18 protein-coding genes and 5 pseudogenes are annotated in these 21813 nt (G+C 63.2%); 16 read left to right on the plus strand and 7 right to left on the minus strand.

What is annotated here, in order from left to right:
- Positions 1–196: 196 nt before the first annotated feature.
- The 5 genes and pseudogenes from HWX87_RS35225 to HWX87_RS35245 form a co-directional block, all read left to right on the plus strand.
- Complete coding sequence (locus HWX87_RS35225) at positions 197–1564, plus strand: site-specific integrase (protein WP_175916924.1); 1368 nt, start codon at positions 197–199, stop codon at positions 1562–1564.
- A gap of 412 nt (positions 1565–1976) precedes the next feature.
- On the plus strand, positions 1977–3269 hold the full coding sequence (locus HWX87_RS35230; RefSeq protein ID WP_175912082.1) for a tyrosine-type recombinase/integrase: 1293 nt from the start codon (positions 1977–1979) through the stop codon (positions 3267–3269).
- Between the two features lie 320 nt (positions 3270–3589).
- On the plus strand, positions 3590–3814 hold the full coding sequence (locus tag HWX87_RS35235) for an AlpA family phage regulatory protein (protein ID WP_176051494.1): 225 nt from the start codon (positions 3590–3592) through the stop codon (positions 3812–3814).
- Positions 3815–4093: 279 nt separating this feature from the next.
- Positions 4094–4512: pseudogene (locus HWX87_RS35240) on the plus strand (diguanylate cyclase); the annotation flags it as partial.
- A gap of 115 nt (positions 4513–4627) precedes the next feature.
- Positions 4628–4981: pseudogene (locus HWX87_RS35245) on the plus strand (integrase core domain-containing protein); the annotation flags it as partial.
- A gap of 161 nt (positions 4982–5142) precedes the next feature.
- Here the strand turns inward: HWX87_RS35245 and HWX87_RS35250 are convergent.
- Positions 5143–5592, minus strand: coding sequence for a hypothetical protein (locus HWX87_RS35250; RefSeq protein WP_176051473.1), 450 nt, complete (start codon positions 5590–5592; stop codon positions 5143–5145).
- Positions 5593–5618: 26 nt separating this feature from the next.
- Positions 5619–6059: pseudogene (locus HWX87_RS38165) on the minus strand (transposase); the annotation flags it as partial.
- A 336-nt stretch (positions 6060–6395) separates the two neighbouring features.
- On the opposite strand from HWX87_RS38165, the gene HWX87_RS35255 reads away from it, so the two are divergent.
- Positions 6396–6593: a hypothetical protein gene (locus HWX87_RS35255; protein ID WP_176051474.1), complete on the plus strand. Its 198-nt coding sequence runs from the start codon at positions 6396–6398 to the stop codon at positions 6591–6593.
- 87 nt (positions 6594–6680) lie between these two features.
- Here the strand turns inward: HWX87_RS35255 and HWX87_RS35260 are convergent.
- The 3 genes and pseudogenes from HWX87_RS35260 to HWX87_RS35270 all read right to left on the minus strand — a co-directional run.
- Positions 6681–6836, minus strand: a pseudogene (locus HWX87_RS35260) (integrase core domain-containing protein); the annotation flags it as partial.
- Positions 6837–7008: 172 nt separating this feature from the next.
- Positions 7009–7518, minus strand: a pseudogene (locus HWX87_RS35265) (lipopolysaccharide heptosyltransferase I); the annotation flags it as partial.
- 230 nt (positions 7519–7748) lie between these two features.
- Positions 7749–8171, minus strand: coding sequence for a TerB family tellurite resistance protein (locus HWX87_RS35270; RefSeq protein WP_175912094.1), 423 nt, complete (start codon positions 8169–8171; stop codon positions 7749–7751).
- Positions 8172–9282: 1111 nt separating this feature from the next.
- Between HWX87_RS35270 and HWX87_RS35275 the strand changes: the two genes are divergently transcribed.
- The 9 genes from HWX87_RS35275 (at position 9283) to HWX87_RS35315 (ending at position 18357) form a co-directional block, all read left to right on the plus strand.
- Positions 9283–10863, plus strand: coding sequence for an acetolactate synthase large subunit (locus tag HWX87_RS35275; RefSeq protein WP_175912096.1), 1581 nt, complete (start codon positions 9283–9285; stop codon positions 10861–10863).
- Positions 10864–10912: 49 nt separating this feature from the next.
- Positions 10913–11725, plus strand: a complete 813-nt coding sequence (locus HWX87_RS35280) for an SDR family oxidoreductase (RefSeq protein ID WP_176051475.1) — start codon at positions 10913–10915, stop codon at positions 11723–11725.
- 15 nt (positions 11726–11740) lie between these two features.
- A complete protein-coding gene (locus HWX87_RS35285) occupies positions 11741–12778 on the plus strand; it encodes a sialidase family protein (RefSeq protein WP_176051476.1) in 1038 nt (345 codons plus the stop codon).
- A gap of 12 nt (positions 12779–12790) precedes the next feature.
- Positions 12791–13306 carry a VOC family protein gene (locus tag HWX87_RS35290; protein ID WP_176051477.1) on the plus strand — a complete coding sequence of 172 codons (516 nt, stop codon included), beginning with the start codon at positions 12791–12793 and terminating at the stop codon, positions 13304–13306.
- Between the two features lie 49 nt (positions 13307–13355).
- Positions 13356–13961 carry an amino acid synthesis family protein gene (locus HWX87_RS35295; protein ID WP_176051478.1) on the plus strand — a complete coding sequence of 202 codons (606 nt, stop codon included), beginning with the start codon at positions 13356–13358 and terminating at the stop codon, positions 13959–13961.
- Between the two features lie 27 nt (positions 13962–13988).
- Positions 13989–14864, plus strand: coding sequence for an alpha/beta hydrolase (locus tag HWX87_RS35300; protein WP_175912105.1), 876 nt, complete (start codon positions 13989–13991; stop codon positions 14862–14864).
- A gap of 3 nt (positions 14865–14867) precedes the next feature.
- Entirely contained in the window at positions 14868–16499 is a 1632-nt protein-coding gene (locus HWX87_RS35305; RefSeq protein ID WP_176051479.1) for a bifunctional 3-(3-hydroxy-phenyl)propionate/3-hydroxycinnamic acid hydroxylase, read from the plus strand.
- The gene (locus HWX87_RS35310; protein ID WP_175912107.1) at positions 16489–16821 is read left to right on the plus strand and encodes an NIPSNAP family protein; all 333 of its coding nucleotides are present in this window, start codon (positions 16489–16491) and stop codon (positions 16819–16821) included. The genes HWX87_RS35305 and HWX87_RS35310 overlap by 11 nt, the downstream gene beginning before the upstream one ends.
- An 84-nt stretch (positions 16822–16905) precedes the next feature.
- A complete protein-coding gene (locus HWX87_RS35315) occupies positions 16906–18357 on the plus strand; it encodes an NAD-dependent succinate-semialdehyde dehydrogenase (RefSeq protein ID WP_175912108.1) in 1452 nt (483 codons plus the stop codon).
- Positions 18358–18395: 38 nt separating this feature from the next.
- Here the strand turns inward: HWX87_RS35315 and HWX87_RS35320 are convergent, their stop codons facing one another.
- Positions 18396–19124, minus strand: coding sequence for an IclR family transcriptional regulator (locus tag HWX87_RS35320; RefSeq protein WP_175912109.1), 729 nt, complete (start codon positions 19122–19124; stop codon positions 18396–18398).
- A gap of 313 nt (positions 19125–19437) precedes the next feature.
- Between HWX87_RS35320 and HWX87_RS35325 the strand changes: the two genes are divergently transcribed.
- Entirely contained in the window at positions 19438–20493 is a 1056-nt protein-coding gene (locus HWX87_RS35325) for a porin (RefSeq protein WP_176051480.1), read from the plus strand.
- 59 nt (positions 20494–20552) lie between these two features.
- Here the strand turns inward: HWX87_RS35325 and HWX87_RS35330 are convergent, their stop codons facing one another.
- Positions 20553–21701 carry a porin gene (locus tag HWX87_RS35330; protein ID WP_176051481.1) on the minus strand — a complete coding sequence of 383 codons (1149 nt, stop codon included), beginning with the start codon at positions 21699–21701 and terminating at the stop codon, positions 20553–20555.
- Positions 21702–21813 lie beyond the last annotated feature (112 nt).

The raw sequence follows: 21813 nt of genomic DNA on the forward strand, positions 1-21813 counted from the left end.
AACCCGCGAATATCAGTGTGATCCACCGTCGAGTTTTACTGCTACGTCGCCCTCAGGAAATTCGTATGACATGTACTTGAGAAGCTGAAAACCGATCCCCATTGACACGCGAAGTCATATCAGTGTTCGTGGCGTGGGGTAGGCTCTGCTTAGGATGCGCGAGCCGACCTGATGACGCAAGCAAAGGAGGGTGATCATGGGTGCACTGACGGTCAGGCAAATCGAAGCTGCGAGGGCGACTGGAAAGCGGTATTTCCTGTCGGATGGGCGTGGACTGTTCCTGCGCGTCGGTCCGGCCGGCGGGAAGACCTGGTTTGTTCGCGTCAGCATCAATGGCAGGCAGTTCGACAAGCCGCTCGGCAAGGCGTGGGCACGCTCGACGACGGACGCGCAGTTGTCCCTCGAGGATGCACGCGTCGCAGCGGCGACGATTCGTTCACAAGCGCGTGACGGTGTGGACTATCTCGAAGTGAAGAAGCGTGAACGCCAGGCCAAGGTTGAAAAAGCGGCGATGGCGGACCTCACGTTCGGCGACTTATTCGATGCGTGGTTCGCGACCATCAACAAGAAGCGTGGCAAGAAAGGCCGAAAGGATGGCGGAAAGTCGCTTCGAGGGGCGATGGAAAAACATGTGCTGCCGTCTCTCCGTGCACACAGGATCGCAGGCGTGTTTGCGTCGAACGTTCTGCCGCTGCTTACCGCGATTTCCGATGTGGGACACAACCGCCAAGCGGTCGAGATGTTGATAACGATCAAGCAAATGATTCGATGGGGTGAACGTAACCAGCCGTGGAAGCGCTTGCTTATCGATTGTGATGTGCTCGCGCTTGCGAAAGAGGATGTCGTTTCAGGTGATTACGACCCGGTGCGCGGCAATGAGCGCAACCGGACGCTCACGGACGACGAAATCCGGTTACTCGGTGAACTGATTCCGGCCGCGCGGCTTCCACGTTCTATTGTGTCGGCGGTATGGGTGATGCTCGCGTGTGGAACACGCGTCGGCGAAACGCTCCTGACGCGTTGGACCGACCTTGACTTCAAAGCACGGACATGGACGATTCCAAAGGAACAGACGAAGTCGAGCGCGGCGATCACGATTCAACTGTCCGATTTCGTTCTCGCACAGTTTGCAGCGCAGCAGATCGTGCGCGCCGGCATACCCGAAGGCGATGCACGCTGCGAATACGTGTTTCCGTCGGAAAAGGGCAAGCTGCCCCACGTCAGTATTCATACGGCCTGCGGGGCGATCCGTGACCGGCAACGCCCAAAGGATGCACCGACAGAAGGCCGTACAAGGGCAACCGATGCGCTCACTGTCCCGGGAGGCCAATGGAAATGTCATGACCTGCGCCGGACGTGCGGGACCATGATGCAGTCGCTCGGTATCCCGGAAAGCATCGTGCATCGATGCCTGAACCACGCGCGCAACGATCCGCTTGATCGGATTTATCTGCAGTTCGACTATGATGTGCAGATGCGCGACGCATGGCGGCGATGGGGCGCCCGTCTGTCAGAATTGCTTGGCACGAGTACGGAAAACGTACGGTTTCTGTTCGCGCCGTAATTTGGGAGCGTTTCCCCGCAGAGAGAAGAGGGAATACGTAACCTTAACAATAAGAATTATCAGGGTTACATTGACCTGCTCCCCGCGTGTGGAAAACTCTGCAACTGCGGGGGTTACCTGGTGGGTCTCTGCGAGCGATGGTTGTAGTCTGCTACCTTGGTGCACATCATTACTTCGAAGAAAACGAATAGCGGAAATTTCGGACTTGTCCCCGCTCGTCCGAACTGATCCGCCTGCATCCATAAGTCATTGAATTTTAATGACTATTCCGCGTCGCGTGGTGCCTCGGTTAGCGCATCGGCGCTTGCCTACGCGTGCCTAAACTTGTCGCATCGGCGTAGGTTTATGTGATGTAGCGCAGAAAACCTACGCCGAGTATGCTTCTCTCGAGAAAACCTACGCCGAGGGAAGAATGCGGTTCGATGCACGTGTCGCGGCCAAGCTGCCGAGTGGCGAGCACCTGACCTTTGAGGGGTTTCCGGGGTTACGCCTCCAGGCGTCGACGAGCCGCAAGTCGTGGACGTATCGTTACAAGTCGCCGGTCGACGGCCACATGCGACAGGTAAAGCTCGGCGAATGGCCGGCGATGGCGTTTGCCGCCGCAATCGCAGCGTGGGAAAAGAGTCGTGTCGAACGCGATTCTGGCACTGAGCTTTCAGCGCTTCGCCGAAAGCGAGATAAAGCGATTGCTCGCCCGTCACCGGCCGACTACTCAGTCGGACAGGTGTGTCGCGACTATCTCGAAGGGTATGTAGAAGTAAATCGGAAGACCAAGGGAGCGGTTGAGGTCGCACGTATATTCAAGGCGATGTTGGGGCCTATTGCAGATGTGAGCGCAGCGGCTATCACACGCGCCCAGGCATTCGACTTACTCGACTCGTATCGGTCAACGCCTATGCTTGCGGCGCGCCTTCGTATGGAGCTTGGCTGTGCCTGGCACTACGCGCTTGATGCCGGGCGCCTTCCCGAAAATACGCCGAACTGGTGGCGGGAAGTGCTGCGGGGGCGATTGAAGAGCAAAGGGCGCAAGGTCGAGGGGAAATACACGGGGACACAGAAGCGGGTGCTCTCGCCGGACGAACTCGGCACATTGATCCGATGGATGCCGAACTTCAGTTTGACTGTCGCTGATGCGTTGACGCTCTATCTTTGGACCGGTACGCGGGGCGGCGAAATTGTCGCTATGGAGCGTACCGAGATAACAGAGGAAGACGACGGTTTCTGGTGGACCATTCCGAAGGAAAAGACCAAGGGATTGCATAACGAGAGAGCGACAGATCTACGCGTGCCGCTCATTGGGCGTGCTGAGGTCGTTGTGCGACGACGTCTCGATCAGGCCAAGGGAGCCTTTCTGTTTGAATCGTCGCGCGGATCATCGATGGACCAAACCGTGGTCCAGCACGGCGTCTACTATCATCAGCCATATTGCAAGATCGCGCCGAAGCATGAGCGGCTGCGTTTACCCGTCACGCATTGGTCAGCTCATGACCTTCGACGCACAACGCGGACGTTGCTTGCGACGCTGGGATGCCCAAATGATATCGCCGAGGTCGTCCTCGGGCATGTACAGCCTGGAATTATCGGCATCTATAACCGTCATACCTATGACAAGGAACGGCGCGAATGGCTCACGCAGCTATCACATCGTCTCGAAGCGATCGCGGCGACGTATCCTGCGAAGAAGCAAATCGCCGGTGCTGCTTGATCGAACTTCATTGAGCTTCAAATAAGAAAGATCGACCGCAGAGGACAGCTCGGTAAGGATTTTTGATTCAACTTCTTTTGGGAAAGGATTGCTTTGGAACTTCGAGGAAATCCGTCTTCCGATCGGTGCACCGCCAAACGGAATGTTGTTCCTAGTAGTGCGCTTGCCCCGTTCGGCAAATTCCTACTAAATTCGAATGTACGTGTTCGATCGCAAGTACGAAGTGCTCTCGAAATTTCATTGACTCCCCGGTTGTTCATGTTCGCAATGCCTCTCTGCGGAAAAGGAGTCGACGGGAACAGATGAAAGGTGAAGTCGAGATGAAGATCTGTTTCTCTTTGAAGGAAGTAGCCGCGGCGCTCTCGCTATCACCGGCGACTGTACAGAAACTCGTACGCGAGAATGCCTTCCCTAAGCCACGATTACTATCAGGCCGGAGGGTAGGATGGCTCACACATGAAGTTCAGAAGTGGGCTGACGCTCGTCCGGTTGCCGACCTGCTGCCGCCTGAGAATTCCGGTGTTAGGAAGCGGCCAGCTCCTTAAGCCGATCGCCTGGCTGCGTGAGCCATTCTGTGCCAGCCCTCACCTCCATCAGTGGTGCTGGCCTTCGCCTCAAGGCTTCTCATCGGTCGAGTCACTGATATTGCTTTGGCTGGGTACAAACATGAAAAAATGGAGGTCTCGTCTGCACGATAGCCGTTGATTTGCTAGGCTCCGGCGTTCCACATCGCGATGGTTCCTTGGTGGTCGAGCATGTATATAGCGTAATCGGTGATCGGTTTGACGGCCGCCTGAAATTCCATCTCGGCAAGGTTTGGGGGCCACGCGATGACAACTGAATACCTTGGCTCAATGCTTGTGCTTGATGCGGGCGGCAACATCATTCTGGATTCTGCCAACGACGTGCCGCGTCAAGACAATTTCTCGGATCGCAAGTACTTCACCGTGCATCGTGACAACCCAAGCGTAGGACTCTATATCAGCAACCCGTTTGCGTTGCACTGCGTGGCGGATCGCTCAGCATCGCGCTCACGCGAAGAGTTTCAAACCCAGACGGCTCGTTTGCCTGAATCGCGCTCATTGCGATCAACCTCGAGTATTTCCGTCAGCTGTTTGCCGGTCTGTCGCTCGGGCAGTATGGCTCGATGTCGCTGATCGGAAATGACGACATCATTGAGATGCGTCATCCATACTACGTGCGCATCATCGGCCGCAACATTAGTAAAGCTGCGACTTACCAGTTGAATGCGAACCCGGTCCCGACGTGTGGGCGGCGGCAGGTGCCGGGCATTGACACGCGTGGCATCGCTAGCGCAAACGGCAGTCGCTATCCACTGCCAAGCCACGCGCGCCGCCGAGTTGCTGGAAGAAGCGTTCGCCCGCTACGGACTGCCGGACATCGTGAACACCGATCAGGGTAGCCAGTTCACGGCGGGCGCGTTCACCGAGGCGATGCTGAGCCGGGGCGTGCGGCTGTCGATGGACGGCAAGGGAAGCTGGCGCGACAACGTGTTCGTCGAGCGAGTCTGGCGCAGCATCAAGTACGAGGAGGTCCATCTGAAGGCATACGAGTCGGTCACCCATGCCCGGCATTCCATCGGCGATTACATTGACCTGTACAACCGGAAACGGCCCCATTCAAGCCTGGCTGATCAAACGCCGGATGAAGCATACTTCGCGACGCTGCCTGCGATTAAATCGGCAGCATGACTGCCGCGGATGTTCCACTTAAAAATCTCAGAAACCTGTCCGAACGAGCGAGGCCACCATCTCGATGGGATGCGCAGCAACGTCCGGCGTACAGGATCCCGAATTTGATCCAGGAGACGGAAACACCACCTCCAGTGTTTCAAATTACAGAAGTCCGCCGCTCATTTGAACCATGAAACGATCATCATAGCTGCAGCTAGTGAATTCAATGCTGCTTGCAGCAGGTTTCCGGTATTCAATCTTCGGCGTTGCTCTCGTAAGTGAACTTCATCGTCACGTTCGGCTGCCCTTATGCTTTTGTAAATCGGGAGCTTGACGAGTTTTGATATGAGTCCACCTGCCAGCCATAGCGCGAGTCCTGCGCTGATCCAGCGATTTCCAAATCCATAAAAGTAGTAATAGGGAATAGCGCCGATCAGCGGGACGTTCAGGGCAATGATCATGAACGGCGATTTGGTTGAGTGTCGTACCAGGGATCCTACGAAGTCTTTGAAGGTCGCTGCGTCCATGTCGTTCATGACATGCCGAAGCACGCCAGCAATGAAAATCAAGAGCGTCGCGTTCACGACCATGGACGCTAGTAGCAGGACCTCAGCCAGCGCTTGGTTCATTTTTGATCCTCTAAGCGGATAGTTCGAACGGGGCGCTCGCCGAGCAGGCCACGTATCGGGTTGATCAGCGCGATTCGGTGGCGCGGTAGAAAAGCGTGCATGCAGTGTACCGCCTGGATGGCCTGTTGCTCGACCGATTTCCGGCATGAAGCGCATCGTGGGTCGGCTGGCAGCTTCGACTACCGCCTCTGCATCGTTGCGATCGTTCTTATTTGTCTTGACGAACGGTACAGCATATTGCGGACTGATTTGCCGAACTTCGGTCCGATCGACTGCAAACACCTCGCCCAGTGATGGGCAGTCGTGCATGCTTCCATGACAACCATTTTGGAGTTCAATGTGCGCGCGGTTTCGGAGAAGAAGCTCCGTGAGACCTTCGATCGATGCACGACACGGCCTCAACAATCCGCGCCGTGGAGCTGGAAGGTCTGCTTTGCAAGATCGATGCCGAGAACGTCGATTTCCATGATGAACTTCCGCACGTCTGGGTGAGTGCGTCAGTGTCCCCCGAAGGGAGGCGCCGGGTCCATACATGCACGAAAAGGACGATTACCCCTCGCGGCAAAGGCCACTCACCCTGGATTCGAAGGCACGGCAAATAGCCATCTGAAATGGCCGACTGTCGAGTTGCCCGTGCCCCTCGACCGCATTTTCGATGTTGACGCCGTGATCGTTACTCATACTCATCTCGATCGCTGGAATGATGCGGCCAAGTCCCTGATCCCAAAAAGGGTCTTCCGGTATTTGTGCAGCATGATCAAGATGCCGACATCGTGAAGGCTTCGGGATTCACGGATGTCCGCGTGCTCACGGACAACACGTCGTTCAGCGGACTCACGCCCATTAAGACACCCGGTCAGCACGGGTCGGACGAAGCGATTCACGCTATTGGCGATCTGCTGGGTCAGGCGAGTGCTGTTGTCTTCAAGCATCCCGCAGAAAAGACGCTGTATCTGGCGGGAGACACTGTCTGCAATCAATACGTTGAAAGCTGCCTGTGAACCTATCAGCCCGATGCCATCATCCAGATGGTGACCTCACTCGTTCGGATAGGTTTCTGAGATTTTTAAGTGGAACGTCCGAGGCAGTCATGCTGCCGACTTAATCGCAGGCAGCATCGCGAAGTATGCCTCATCCGGCGTCTGATCCGCCAGGCTCGAATGGGGCCGTTTCCGATGGTACAACTCGATGTAATCACCGATGGAGCGCCGGGCATGGCTGACCGACTCGTAGGCCTTCAGGTAGCCCGCGCTTGGCATTGCCGTGTGCTCGAACGCCATACATGTGCCCGTGCGTCCAGTTTCTATGCGCGCGATACGGATCCATCGGGGTCTATCGAGCGGGTTATTGCACTGGCATCAACTTGCATCACATCGGTGGATTCGCCCAACCGGCCGGCCGCGGTGTCGCAGAGCCGTCGGTCACGGTCGCCAGCAGGTCCACGTCCTGCGGCGAGAAGATGCAGTACGTGGCGACGCCCTCGGGCGCGTAGCCGAGCGCCTCGCCCGCGCTCACGCGCATCCCGTGCCACGCGTCGCAGTCAGGCCGTGGGCCGAACCGGTGCGAATACGCGAAGCGTGCGCCCGTTTCGCCGAGATCCTTCGTCTGATAGCAGATGCGGCGCGTGGCGCGCGCCAGAGCCGAAATGATCGCGCTCGTGTAGGCGCCGTGCAGGTCGATCACCGCATCGTAGCGGTGCCTCCGCCGTGCGCCTATCGACGCCGAGATCGCCTTCAGGTTGCCGCGATTGCGCAGCTTCTTGAAACGGCGCAGCGGCGCGCAGAGCACGTGGCTCACGCCCAGGTGCCAGCGCACGACCTCCGCGCACGACTCGCCCACTGCCCAATCGACCGTCACGCCCGGAAAAGCACGATGGAGGTCCGCGACGACTGGCGACGTCACTTTCACGATCAAAATGCGCTTCATTGCAATCATAATTTTTGCGGGCTGTGTCACATAATGGATACATTGAACTCGCCGTCCGCGAGGTCAGAACGCCGCCGATGATGTTGTCGCTCGCTGGGCCGGGCGAGCGCAGGGCGATTCCGACCCCGACGGGACCGTTTGACGTCGGGACAGGTTTCGCGCGTTAGTGTAGCTGGCACGATGTTGTTGGCCCCATCGGTCGGCTCTGGCCCGGTTTAACGAGTTCGTGTCTACGCGAAGCTGCGTTCTTCCAGCGCGAAGTTCAGTGTTTGCGGCGTCCACGCAGTCAAAATGATCGCTAGCACACTGATTTCACCGTCAGCGAGGTGTCCGTCCGCTGACGCGACGGCTAGGCACATCTCGATGATCCTCACCCGCAGATCGGGATCGTGGATTTCCGCGAGCAGCGTCTCGAGCGTAGCTTGATTGAGATGGCCGGACATCGTGCTCGACGAAACATGGCCGACCTCCCGGTTCTCACATACGGTCTGGATAATTTGTGCAAATTCGGTCGACTCGATCCCGAGTCTGCAATTGATCTCGAGCTCCTCTAGAAGCCGTTCATCGCTGGGATCGATGTGTCCGTCCGCAATTAGCACCAGCGCAACGATGCGTACGGCCGTCTGGGCGCTGTCGCGGGGGCGGGTTCTCATTCTGTCGTTCCTTTGCGGAATCATTCCGCGTAGTTGAAGAATTGACAGTTTCGAGGGTCTGGACGATCGGAAAAATTAGTTAATTTTGTACGAAAGCTTCGTGAAAACTGAAGTGATACGGTTGGCTTCGAGAAGGATTCGAGCCCAAGCCTTGATGGCGAACCCCACGCGGAAACAAGGCGGACCAGAAGTGACTGGTAGCGTTACAGGGCCAGCTGCAGCGACAACCTCCGCTCATCGATGTCCGTGGGGAATGGAGCGGGCGAAAGGCGGAACGAGCGCGGAAGTTGGACGTGCATCCCTCGTAAGATGCGTCGCTTGGAGTGACTTGGCGTTGTCCAAATTCTCCTGTCACGCCCGAATCCCTGAGGTTCTTGGTAATCAGGAACTAAGCGCCGCAGGCCTCTTGCTGCAGGTTTGAATCGTGGCTCGCGAACAGCGCTGTGTTGCGCCACATACGTTCGATGAGCGCATCGCCCACTGCAAGGATCGCTCAGACATATCCTAGCGGGCTCATCTTCCACGGCGCGGTCTACCAGTCTAGAAACAATTCGTCGAGACCGCTTGGGAGAAGTGCCAGTGGAGTGGGCCACGCCTCTGGTTAGCCAGGCGCGAGCAGCACTCGAGTCACCAAGCCTTCTCCGTGTTCGTCGTTGTCGAAATGGCTGGTTGCCCGATACGGCGCTATTGGGGCGTTGACATAGGCCTTCGCGATGTCGCGCCTGGTGACGACTCTAGTGCGCGGCAAGTGACCCCATGATTCTTCCAAAGTTTCCCCACTTGCGGACAATGCCGCCCCGTGACGTGGCAATTTACCTTCGCAAACGGTGAAAACTTTATTTTGATCTACGGGTGCCGGGGTTGCGGCAGCGAGCTGTTGCGCGATGAGCGTCGGAGCGGAATTGCTAAAAGATTCCGAATTGTGGGATATGTGCATCATGCTGAATGCAAGTTGGAAGTTGTTGTGGGCAGGAGATGATTGAAAATTCGGCATAAATAAAGGGTAAACGTTAGTCTATCTGGGATGGGGGTTGCGGTTTGATGGATTTGACAAATCCCGTATGACGGGATTAAAGTCAACTTCACTTCATTAAAACCGTCGAGCGGCCGCATGAACATCCCACAGTTGGACACCGATACCGGAACACGAAGCGGCGCGAGCGTCGTGCTCGAGACGGCGCGCGACGCCGGCGTCGACGTCTGTTTCGCCAATCCCGGCACCACCGAGATGCCGTTCGTCGGCGCGCTCGACACCGTGGCGGGCGTGCGCTCGATCCTCGGGCTGTTCGAGGGCGTCTGCACGGGCGCGGCGGACGGCTACGGCCGCATGGCCGGCAAACCGGCGATGACGCTGCTGCATCTCGGGCCCGGCCACGCGAACGGCGTCGCCAACCTGCACAACGCGCGTCGCGCCCGCACGCCGATCCTGAACATCGTCGGCGATCACACCCGCGACCACCTGAAGTACGACGCGCCGCTCACGTCCGATATCGAGTCACTCGCGCGCCCGGTGTCGGTGTGGTACCGCAGCGTGGCGCGCGACATGGATCTCGCAACCGATACGGCCGACGCGATCTCTGCCGCGATGGGCGCGCAGCGCGGCGTCGCGACGCTCGTGCTGCCGGTCGATCTGCAGTCGGCGAAGGTGCACGACGCGGCGTCGCCCGCCGTCGTTCGCCCGGCCGCGGTGTCGTTCGATCGCGCACGGGTCGAGCGGGTCGCCGATCTGCTGCTCAGTGTCCATCGCGCGGTGCTGTTGATGGGCGGCCGCGCGCTGTCGGCGCGCGGGCAGCGCGCGGCGGCGCGCATCGCGGCGGCGACCGGCGCGACCTGCTTCAGCGAAACCTTCCCGGCGCACGCGGAGCGCGGCGGCGGCCTGCCGGACATCGACCGCCTGCCTTATTTCCCCGAGCCGGCGCTGGCCGCGCTGGCCGACCGGCGCGTGGTGCTGGCGGGCGCGCTCGCACCCGTCACCTACTTCGGCTACGAAGGCATTCCGGGCGAACTCGCGCGTCCCGAGGACATCGTCACACTGGCCGAACCGGGCGACGCGGCGGACGAAGCACTGGAAGCGCTGGCCGATCGTATCGGCGCGCCGGGCAACGCAGGCGGCGTGCGGGTCGAGCGTTGGGATGTGGAGGAAGGGCCGTTGACACCGCAGGCCGTCGGCCGCGTGCTGGCGAATGCATTGCCCGACGACGCGATCGTGTCGATCGAGGGCGGCACGTGCGGTTATCCGTTCGTGACCGCGTCGGCGCGCGCGCGCCGTCACACGATCCTCACGAATACGGGCGGCGCGATCGGCCAGGGCTTGCCGGTGGCGCTCGGCGCCGCGGTCGCGTGCCCGGAACGCCGCGTATTCGCGCTGCAGTCCGACGGCAGCGCGCAGTACACGATCCAGGCGCTGTGGACGATGGCGCGCGAGCGTTTGCCGATCGTCATGCTGATCGCATCGAACCGGCGCTACGGCATCCTGCAGACCGAACTCGCGCGCAGCGGCCTGCCGGCCGACACGCCGCATGCCAGCCGCCTGACGCTGCTGGACGATCCGCCGATCGACTGGCTCGCGCTGTCGCGCGGCTACGGCGTGCCAGCCGAGCGCGCGAGCACCGTGCAAGCGTTGTCGCAAGCGCTCGATGCCGCGCTCGCCCACGCCGACGGGCCGAGGCTCATCGAAATGTGCCTGTCCTGATCGCGCAACCCGCTGTTCCCTTCAATCCCGACTCTCACCTTTCATCGCTATGGATCTGCAACTCCACGGAAAAGCCGCGTTCATCACCGGCGGCAGCATGGGCATCGGCAAGGCGGTCGCGCTCGAGCTGGCCCGCGAAGGCGTCAACGTCACGATTGCCGCGCGACGCATGGAACACCTCGAAGCGGCCGCCGCCGAGATTCGCGCGGCGCTCGCGCCGCTGGGCAACGCGGCCGGGGCCATTCTGCCCGTCACGGTGGACACGACCGACATGGCGCCCGTCGAAGCGGCGATGGCCGCGAGCGTCGAGCGCTTCGGCCGGCTCGACATCCTGCTGAACGGCGCCGCGCATCCGGGCGGCCTCGTGCGGGCGGAGCTAGAACACGCCGACCCGCAGGGGCTGCTGCAGGACATCGATATCAAGGTGGTCGGCTACCTGCGTTGCGCGAAGGCGGCCGCGCCCTACATGCGGCGCCACGGCTTCGGCCGGATCGTCAATATCGGCGGCCTGACGGGCCGCGGCAGCAAGCAGCTGTCCGGCATGCGCAACGTGGCGATCGTGCACCTGACCAAGACGCTGTCCGACCAGCTCGGCCCGTTCGGCATCACGGTCAACACGATTCACCCGGGCGTCGTCGAGACGCCGCACATCCACGAACTCTACGAGAAAGAGGCGCAGAAGCAGGGGCTCACGGCCGCGGAGGTCGAGGCCAACTACGTGAAGGTCACGCCGATCCGGCGCGTGCTGCAGCCCGAGGAAATGGGGTGGATCGTCGCGTTTCTCGCGTCGCCGAAGTCCGGCTCGATCACCGGCGAGTCGATCGGCTGCGACGGCGGGCTCACGCGCGGCATTTTTCTCTGACACAAGGAGCATTTCATGACCGCAACCGTACTGGTCGCCACGGCCGGGCAAGGCATCCTGCGCTCGAACGACGACGGCAAGACCTGGCATCGTCTCGGGCTCGCCGAACCGATCGAGTTCGACGGCATCGTGCGCGCGCTTGCGGTGGACCCCGCGACACCGTCGCGCGTCTATGCCGGCGCCGATTCGGGGCTGTCCATCAGCGAGGACGGCGGCGCGCACTGGTTTAGGCCCGAGAACCTGCTGAACGGGCAGACGGTCTGGTCCATCGCGATCGATCCGGCGAACCCGGCGGTGCTCTATGCGGGCACCGGTGCACCGTCGCGCGCCGCGCTGTACAAGTCGAGCGACGCGGGCGTGACCTGGGAGAGAACGGCGCCCGAATTCCCCGAGTTCTGCTCGGGCGTCAATCGGCCGCGGCTGCTGACGATCTGCGTGGATCCGGACGACAGCCGCAACGTCTGGTACGGCGTGGAGGAGGGCGGCGCGTGGCGCAGCCGCGATGCCGGTGCGAGCTGGACGCGCGTGGACGGCCCCGGCACGCCGATCCGCAACAGCGACATTCATGCGATCGCCGTGCTGTCCGCCACGCCGGACCAGCCGAAGACCACGGTGCTGCTGACGGTGAACGCGGTGCACGTGAGCGACGACGACGGCCGGACGTGGGACGGCAAGCTGTCGCGCGATCGCTTCGACGGGCTGTACTACACACGTACGGTCGTGCAGTTGCCGACGCCGGAGGGCGACCTGCTGATGGCGATCGGCGACGGCACGCCGGGCACCCGCAGCCGCATCTACCGCTCGACCGATCGCGGTTACGCGTGGCACGAGACGGACCTGCAGACGCCGCCGAATTCCACGTTCTGGGCATTTGGCGTCCATGCGGCCCGGCCGGAGCTCGTCTATGCGGGCACCAAGTACGGGCACCTGTTCTGTTCGCGCGACGGCGGCCGGAACTGGAGCAAGGAATGGCGCGATTTCAGCGAGATCACGGCCGTCGCGTGGACGCCGTTCGAAGCGCCGCTCGTCGCCCATGCGCAGTCGACCAACTGAGCGGAGCGAGCGATGACCCCGTCCGACATCCAGCAACACGCGGAGCGCGCGAACGCGAGCGGGCTGCCGCTGCCGACGCCGCGCGTCCAGCGCACCCACCTGTCGCTGTTCGTGCGCGACCCCGTGCGCTCGAGCACCTGGTACGCCGAGGTGCTCGGCATGACGGAAACCGCGCGCGGCGAGCAGTGGGTGTTCATGTCCTTCGGCCAGAAGCACCATGACATCGCGCTGATTCGCGCGGCGTCCGACGCGGAGCTCGGCACGATCGGCCTGCAGCACTACGGCCTCGAGATCGCCGGCGGCCTGACCGAATTGCGCCGCCTGTACGGCATGCTGATCCGCCGCGACGTGCCGATCGTCAAGATCACCGATCACAAGGTCGGGATCGGCGTGTATTTCCCGGACCCGGACGGTAACCGCCTCGAATTCTTCTGCGAAACCGTCACGGACGACGAAGAGGGCAAGCGCGTGCTGCACCGGTACAACGCGCCCAGCGATCCCGTGCAGCTCGAGCCGCTGTTCGACTGAGGCGCCGTGTTTCATTCCCGTACAACCGATACTTCATAGAGGATTCCTGATGAGCAAGATCGCCAATTTCGAAGGCTTTCATATCCGCAAGTGGTACACGCAGATCGAGGATTCGCTCGCGAACGAATCCGGCCAGCTCGCGGACGGCGAGCCGTTGCGCAAGATCGTGATCGCCGCGGCCGTTCATAACCCGTACGCGGGGCGGTTCAGCGAAAACCTCGACGAACTCGTGCGGCCGTCGCCGGCGCTCGGCAAGGAGTTCGCGCGGCGCATCGAGGAACTCGCTGCGGGCCGCGCGATCGAGAGCTACGGCAAGGCGTGCCTGGTCGGCTCGGCCGGCGAGTACGAACACGGCAACGCGTTCCTCACGTCGATCTTCGCGGAGCCGATCCGTGCGGCGCTGGGTGGCGGCAAGTCGTGGGTGCCGTCGAGCGGCAAGCGCGGCCCGGTCAACACGGTGATCGACGTGCCGCTCGCGCACAAGGACGCGCTCTACGTGCGCTCGCACTACGACACGGTGACGTGCCTGTTCCCCGATGCGCCCAACGACGACGAAGTGCTGGTGATCTTCGCGTTCGCGACGCGCGGCCGCCTGCATGCGCGGCTCGGCGGCCTGAAGGCGAGCGAGATCGTCGGCCGCGACGGTCTGGTCTGAGCGCGGATGCGGGCCGGGGAGCACATGATGAATACGGCGTCCGTCAAGGATGGATGGGTCGACAGCGACGGGCTGCGGCTGCACTACGTGAGCTGGGGGCGCGACGATGCACCGGTCGTGGTGATGCTGCACGGCTTGCGCAGTTATGCGCGGACGTGGGAGCCCGTGGCCGACGCGCTGGTCGACCGCTACCGGGTCGTCGCGCTCGACCAGCGCGGGCGCGGCTGGAGCGACTGGGATCCGCGGCGCGACTATTACGCGGCGGCCTACGTGCGCGATCTCGACGCGCTGGTGCGCACGCTCGGCCTGCAGCGATTCGTGCTGGTCGGGCACTCGATGGGCGGCGCCAATGCGTTCGTCTACGCGGCGGCGCAACCGGAACGGCTCGCTGGCCTCGTGATCGAGGACATGGGCCCCGGCGCGTCGGCCGGTTCGCGGGGTTCGGAGCGCATCAAGCGCGAGCTGAAGGAAACGCCGGACGCGTTCGCGTCGTGGGACGACGCGCGCGCGTTCTGGCGACACCAGCGGCCGAATATCGCGGAATCCGCGCTCGATTCACGCCTCGCGCACTCGCTGAAAGAGGCGGCGCAGGGGCGGATCGTGTGGCGGCACGACGCCGACGGGATCGCGGCGGCGCGGCTGGCCGCGACGCCGGAGCAACTCGTCCATCTGTGGCCGCTGGTCCTCAACCTGCAGGTGCCGACGCTGCTGTTGCGCGGCGGCGAATCGGATTTCCTGGCCGCGGAAGTGGCGGCCGAAATGGCGGCCAGCGCCGGCATCGACTGGCTCGATATTCCGGGCGCGACGCACTACGTGCATGACGATCAGCCCGCCGCGTTCAACCACGCATTGCGCACCTGGCTCGATCGTCTCGACGATCCGGCGTGGCGGAGGGGAGGCTGACGCATGAAAGCGAACAATCCGGAACGTACATCAGTCGCGATCGTCGGCGCGGGGCCGAACGGTGTGGCGATGGCGAACCTGCTCGGCCTCTATGGCGTCGCGACGACGATCATCGAGAAGGCGCCGCAGATCGTCGAGTTTCCGCGCGCGGTCGGCATCGACGACGAAGCATTGCGGATGTTCCAGACTGCCGGGCTGGCCGACGAACTGAGCCGCGACATCATCCAGAACGTGCCGCTGCGCATGTACAAGGCGAACGGCGAATGCTTCGCCGACATCCGCCCGTCGATGCGCGAATTCGGCTGGTGGCGGCGCAACATCTTCATGCAGCAACTGGCCGAGCGCACGCTGCGCGACGGGCTGGCCCGTTATCCGCACGTGTCGCTGCGGACCAGCGAAGAAGTGGTCGGCGTCGAACAGGACGACGAACGCGTCACGTTGCAGGTGCGCCGCGCCGACGGGCAGTGCTACTTGCTCGAGGCCGACTACGTGGTGGCGGCCGACGGCGGGCGCAGCCCGATGCGCGAGCTGCTGAGTGTCAAGCTGGCGGGCACGACGCATCCGATCAAATGGGTCGTGGTCGACGTGAAGAACGCCGGGCTCGAGCAGCCGTGCACGGCGCTGAACTGCGACCCGCGCCGCCCGAACGTCTGCATTTACTTGCCGTTCAATTTCCGGCGCTGGGAGTTTCTCGTGTTTCCGCACGAGGACGAAGAGGCGATCGCGCGACCGGAATCGATCCGTGCGCTGATCGCGCCGTACGTCGACGACGTCGAGCGCATCGAGATCGTGCGCGCCCGGACCTATACGCACCATTCGCGCGTCGCCGAACGTTTCGTCGTCGGCCGCGTGGCGCTCGTCGGCGACGCCGCGCATCTGAGCCCGCCGTGGATCGGCCAGGGCCTGAACGCAGGCTTGCGCGACGTGGGCAATCTCGCGTGGAAGCTGGCGGGCGTCGTCAAAGGCGTGCTGCACCCCGGCGTGATCTCGACGTACGAATCGGAGCGGCGCGATCACGCGAGGGCGATGATCGACCTCGCGGACACGTTCGGCGCGATGCTGATGCCGACCAACCGGCTCGTCGCGTTCCTGCGCGATTGTTTCCTCGGGCTCGCACGGTATGCGCCGGGCCTGAAGGACTACATCCTGCAGATGCGCTTCAAGCCGATGCCGAGCTACACGCGGGGCGTCGTGTTGCCGGGGGCGCCGGACGACGCAGCCGGCAGGATGATCGCGCAGCCCGACGTCGAAACGGCCGACGGCGTGCGCCGCAAGCTCGATGACGTGCTTGGCCCGTGGTTCTCGATCGTCGGCTGGCAATGCGATCCGCAGGCGTGCCTGAGCGACGACGATCGCGCGTACTGGGTGTCGCTGGGCGCGACGTTCGTTCAGGTCAGCCGCTCGCGCAGCGGGACGGGCCGCGAACGGCGAATGGCCAGCGCCCACGGCAGCACGTGCGTCGAGGACGTCGACAACGCGCTGGCGGACTGGTTCGACCGGCATGCCGGCCCGCTCGTGGTGGTGCGCCCCGATCGCTACGTGGCGGCGCAGACGGATGCGGTGGGCATGGCCCGCGTGACCGCGGCCTTTCAGGCGTTCGCGCCGCGGCAACCGGAGGAAGCGCATGTTTGTTGAGCAACGCACCTATACGCTGGTGCCCGGCGGCGTCGCCGAATATCTGCGACTGTATGCGGAATGCGGACGCGCCGCGCAGGAGCAGGCGCTCGGCACGATGGTCGGCTGTTTCGCGACGGAAGTCGGGCCGCTGAACCAACTCGTCTATCTGTGGGCGTTCGATTCGCTGGACGATCGCGCGCGGCGCCGTGCCGTATTGATGGCCGACCCCGGGTTCAAGGCGTTTCGCGGCCAGGTCCGGCATCTGCTCGTCCGGCAGGAAAACCAGATTCTCCGGCAGGAAATCGGCGGCCTGTTGCGTGCGCCGAGCCAGGCCGCGTGATGCGATCGTCGCACCGTCCGCGCCCATCGTGCAGTCTCTACCGAGGTATCCGTCTTGATTCCGTTCACGCCGCTGACTTCCCGCATGGCACCTGATGCGCAACGCGATTACGCGCCGCTCCACCTGTATATCGATGGCCGGTTCCTGCAGGCCGACGGCCGGCGCACGCAGCCCGTTCTCGATCCGGGAACCGGCGCCGTGCTCGGCGAATTGCCGCATGCGACACCGGACGATATCGACGCCGCGGTGAACGCTGCGCATCGCGCATTCGCGGCATGGCGGCGCGAGTCGCCGCTCGCGCGCTCGGACATCCTGCGTCGTGCCGCAGCGCTCGTGCGCGAGTGTGCCGAAGCCATCGGCCGCCACATCACGATGGACCAGGGCAAGCCGCTGCGCGAGGCGATCGCCGAGGTCGTGTCGTCCGCCGAACAGCTCGAATGGCATGCGGAGGAGGGGCGTCGCACTTACGGCCGCGTCATTCCGGCGCGCTCCCCGGACGTCGCGCAGACGGTGCTGCGGGAACCGATTGGCGTGTGCGCGGCGTTCTCGCCGTGGAATTTCCCGTTCAGCCAGGCGATGCACAAGATCGCGGCCGCGTTGGCGTCGGGGTGCACGCTGGTGCTGAAAGGGCCCGAGGAATCGCCGAGCGCGATAGTTGCGCTCGCGCACATCTTCCACGATGCCGGGTTGCCCGCGGGCTGCCTGAATATCGTCTGGGGCGTGCCGGGCGAAGTGTCGACGCGGCTGATCGAGTCGCCGCTGGTGCGCAAGATCTCGTTCACCGGTTCGGTGCCGGTCGGCAAGCAATTGGCGGCACTTGCCGCGTCGCACATGAAGCGCATGACCATGGAGCTGGGCGGGCATGCGCCGGTGCTCGTCTGCGCGGACGCGGACATCGAACGCGCCGCGACGATGCTGGCCGCGTACAAGTTTCGCAATGCCGGGCAGGTGTGTGTATCGCCGACGCGGTTCTTCGTGCAGCTCCCGGTGTTCGAACGGTTCGTCGCCGCGTATCTCGACGCGGTCGGTACGATCCGCGTCGGCTACGGTCTGGAAGACGGGACCACGATGGGGCCGCTCGCGCATGCGCGACGCGTGTCCGAGATCGACGCATTCGTCGCCGATGCAAAGGCAAAAGGCGCGGAGATCGCCGCGGGCGGAACGCGCTTGCCGGGGCCGGGGCACTTTTTCGCGCCGACGGTCGTGCTGGACCCGGCGCGCGAGTCGCGCCTGATGAACGACGAGCCGTTCGGCCCGATCGTCGGGATCGTGCCATTCGACGAACTCGACGATGCGATCGCCGAGGCCAACCGCTTGCCGTTCGGCCTCGCGTCTTACGCGTTCACCGCTTCGGCGCGCAACGCGCACCGGATCGGCCGCACGCTCGAAGCCGGCATGGTCAACATCAATCACTTCGGGATGGGTCCGGCGGAGATCCCGTTCGGCGGCGTGAAGGACAGCGGTTTCGGCAGCGAGGGAGGCACGGAGACGTTCGACGGTTACCTGGTCACCAAATTCATCACGCAGATGAATTGACGGTGTGCGCGGCGTCGTTTGCGACGCCGCGCGAATGCTCAGGTGGCTGCGCCGATCTGGGCGGTGGCGTCGATCAGGAGCTTGCCGAGCACGTGCTCGTCGAACAGCGCGAAGTGTTCGGCGCGAAAGACCAGCGACAGGCTGCTGTTGATTTCGCCGCTGCTGGCGGTGCGAATCGGTGCGGCGATGCCGACGAAGCCTTCGTCGAGCTCGCCGCGCGAGATCCAGTATCCCGCGTCGGCGATCTGCTGGCAGGCGCGCCAGAACTGCGTCCAGTCGGACGCGAACTCGCCGAGTTCTGTGTTGTGCCGGTCGTGCAGGCGTTTCAGGCGCGCGCGCGACATCGCGGCCACGATCACTTTCGACGACGCGCCCTGGAACAGCGGCATGATGCGGCCGCGGCCGAAGCCCAGTTGCAGGTTCTCGGCGCCGCTTTCGTGCATCACGTTGATGATCTGCTCGTCGAACAGCGTCGACACGAGCGCATCGCCGCCGGTGACCTGAACCAGTTTCTGGATCACGGGTTTCGCGGCGGTGAGCGTCGGGTCCGACTGCCGCATGTTGTAGTCGAGATGGATGATGCGCGGGCCCAGCGTATAGCGGCCGTTGCTGCTGACGAGCAGGCCGACGGAGGCCAGTTCCTTCACGTAGCGGTAGCACGTGGTCCGCGAAAAGCCCATGAGCTCGGCGATCTCCTCGGCCGTCATCGACGTCGCGGACGAAGAGAAGACGTCGAGGATGGACAGCATTTTGGTGAGGCTCGACATGGCGTGATCCGGGATTCAGGCGGCTTGCGGCAATGGAACGAGAAGATCGGCAGCGGTTCGGGCAGCCGGGCTGCGGCACGAATGCGGCAGCGGCGACGACAGGGCCGTAGTCTAACTTAAGTCGCGCACGCGGCTACCGGATTCGCGTCAACGAAAGTGCGGGACGCAGGTCGGCAGCGGAACGGCGAATCCTGCCGCCTTCAATCGATATGGAATCCTATGTTGATGCGGCGAATCATGCCGAATCGATGCCACCTGCATGCCGGTCGGTTCGCAAGCGCATCGGCCGGAAAAATTTGATGAGGAGAAGCAGATGAAAGTGTGGTTCCGAATGTTGGCATTGTGCGGTTGCGGTGCCGTTGCACCGACGTTCGCGCAATCGAGCGTGACGCTCTACGGTTCGCTGGACACCGGCGTGACCTATACGAGCGACGTGGCGTCCGCGCCGCGCGGCGGCCGTCAGCTCGCGCTGCAGGCGGGCGTGGCGCGCAACGACGTGTGGGGCTTGACGGGCAGGGAGGATCTCGGCGGCGCCAACTTCGCCGTGTTCCGGCTCGAAAGCCAGTTCCAGACGTCGGACGGCGCGCTGACCGTGCCGGGCTCCGCATTCAGTTCGCAAGCGTACGTCGGCCTCGGCGGCGACTGGGGCACCGTGACGCTCGGGCGCCAGTTCGATTTCGTCGGCGATCTGATGCCGGCCTTCGCGGTCGGCGCGAACACGCCGGCCGGCCTGCTCGCATGGGGGCTGCCGGCGAATGCGTCGGCAGGCGGCGCGCTCGACAACCGCGTGTGGGGCGTCCAGGTGAACAATGCGGTGAAGTACGTGAGTCCGATCTTCGGCGGCGTGTCGTTCGGCGGCGTGTGGGGGTTCGGCAACGTGCCCGGCACGGTCGCGCGCAGCAGCGTGCAGAGCGCGATGCTGTCCTACACGCAGGGCGCGTTCAGCGCCGCGCTCGCTTATTTCGGCCAGCACGACGTGACCGCCGGCGGCAATCTTCGCAACTTCTCGGGCGGGGCCGGCTACAACTTCGGCCGGTTCCGCGTCTTCGGCATGGTGTCGGACGTACGGATCGGCGCCGCCGCACCGCTGCGGGCAACCACCTACGACGGCGGGCTGACCTATGCGCTCACGCCGTCGTTGCAGCTGGGCGGCGGTTTCCAGTTCCAGCAGCGCGGCGGCGACGTCGGCTCGGCCAACCAGGTCACGCTGAGCGCCGACTATTCGCTGTCGAAGCGTACCGGCCTGTACGCGGTGTTCGCACGCGGGCACGACAGCGCTTACGACGCCCAGGTGGAAGCCGCGCTCGGCGGGGCGGCGGCCGGCTCGACGCAGACCGCGGTTCGCGTCGGGGTGCGGCATCAGTTCTGACGGTACGGGAAAACACGAGCTGCCGCGCATGCCGCGCGCCGGCCCGTGTGCCGCCGCCATCAGAACCGATGCATCATCCCGACGCGCAACGCCAGCTGATTGCGGCCCGACGATTGCCCGGCGGTGCCGAGCACGTGCGCGTAGTCGAAGTCGGTGCCGGTGTTGCCGGTCGCATGCTGGTACGCACCCTGGATGTAGGTCGAGGTCCGCTTGCTGAGGTCGTAGTCGAGCATCATCGACACCTGGTGCCAGCTCGGCGACGCATCGCCCGCCGCGGTCGCGACATGCGCGCGCGTGTACGTATAGGCGGCGCCGAACCAGCAGTCAGGCCGGAAGAAATACTGGCCGTTGACCTCGAAGTTGTCGAATTTCCACGCGTTCTGCGAGCCCGCCGACGGCTGGTTCGCGAAGTAGATATTCGATTCGGGGCTGTACACGTCGACGTGCGAATACGCGGCGGACAGCGTCAGCTTGTCGCTGAACTTGTAGGACGCGCCGGCATCGATGGTCTGCTGCGAGCGGCCGCTGAAGACCGTATCGTCGCTCGACAATGCGCCGCTCGCGGTCGCGCCGCCGTTGTTCGCCTTCAGGTACGCGACGGCGGCGGAGAACGCGCCCATCTGGTACTGCAGCGCGGCGCTGTACACCCGGTTCCGCGCAAAGCCGCCCGCCTGGTTCGACAGGCCGTAGAGCACTTCGCCCTTGAAGCCGGCGTACGTGGGCGACACGTACTTGACGCTGTTCTGGATGCGGTAGTCCCAGTCGGCATTGTCGTTGTCGTACGGGTGCGCGCCGAAGTCGCCAAGCCAGTTTCCGGTGGCCGTGAAGGTGCTCCACATGTCGAGCGTGGGATCGTACTGGCGGCCGAACGTGAGCGTGCCGAACCGGTCGGAATCGAGCCCGACATACGCCTGCCTGCCGAACATCCGCGACGTCACGCCGAGCGCGCCCGTGCTCGCGTTGAAGCCGTTTTCGAGCTGGAACAGCGCCCTCAGCCCGCCGCCGAGGTCTTCCGTGCCTTTCAGCCCCCAGTTGCTGCCGACGGTGTCGCCGCTGACCATCTGGTAGGCCTTGCTGCCGCCCGCGTTGCTCGTGAAATTGATGCCTTCGTCGATCAACCCGTAAAGCGTCACGGTACTCTGCGCGTGCGCCGTCAGGCTGAAGCCCATCGCGCCGGCGGCCGATACGGCCGCAATCATCTTCTTCATCGTCGATCTCCAGGTGAGGGCCGGTAGGGCCGTGCGGTGCCGCTTTCGATGGCGTGCGGGAACACCGGACGCTCGAAACGGCCCGTCTGTAGTTAGTAAAACGAAATATTGG

The organism is Burkholderia sp. BCC1644 (genome assembly GCF_902833225.1).
GTDB lineage: Bacteria > Pseudomonadota > Gammaproteobacteria > Burkholderiales > Burkholderiaceae > Burkholderia.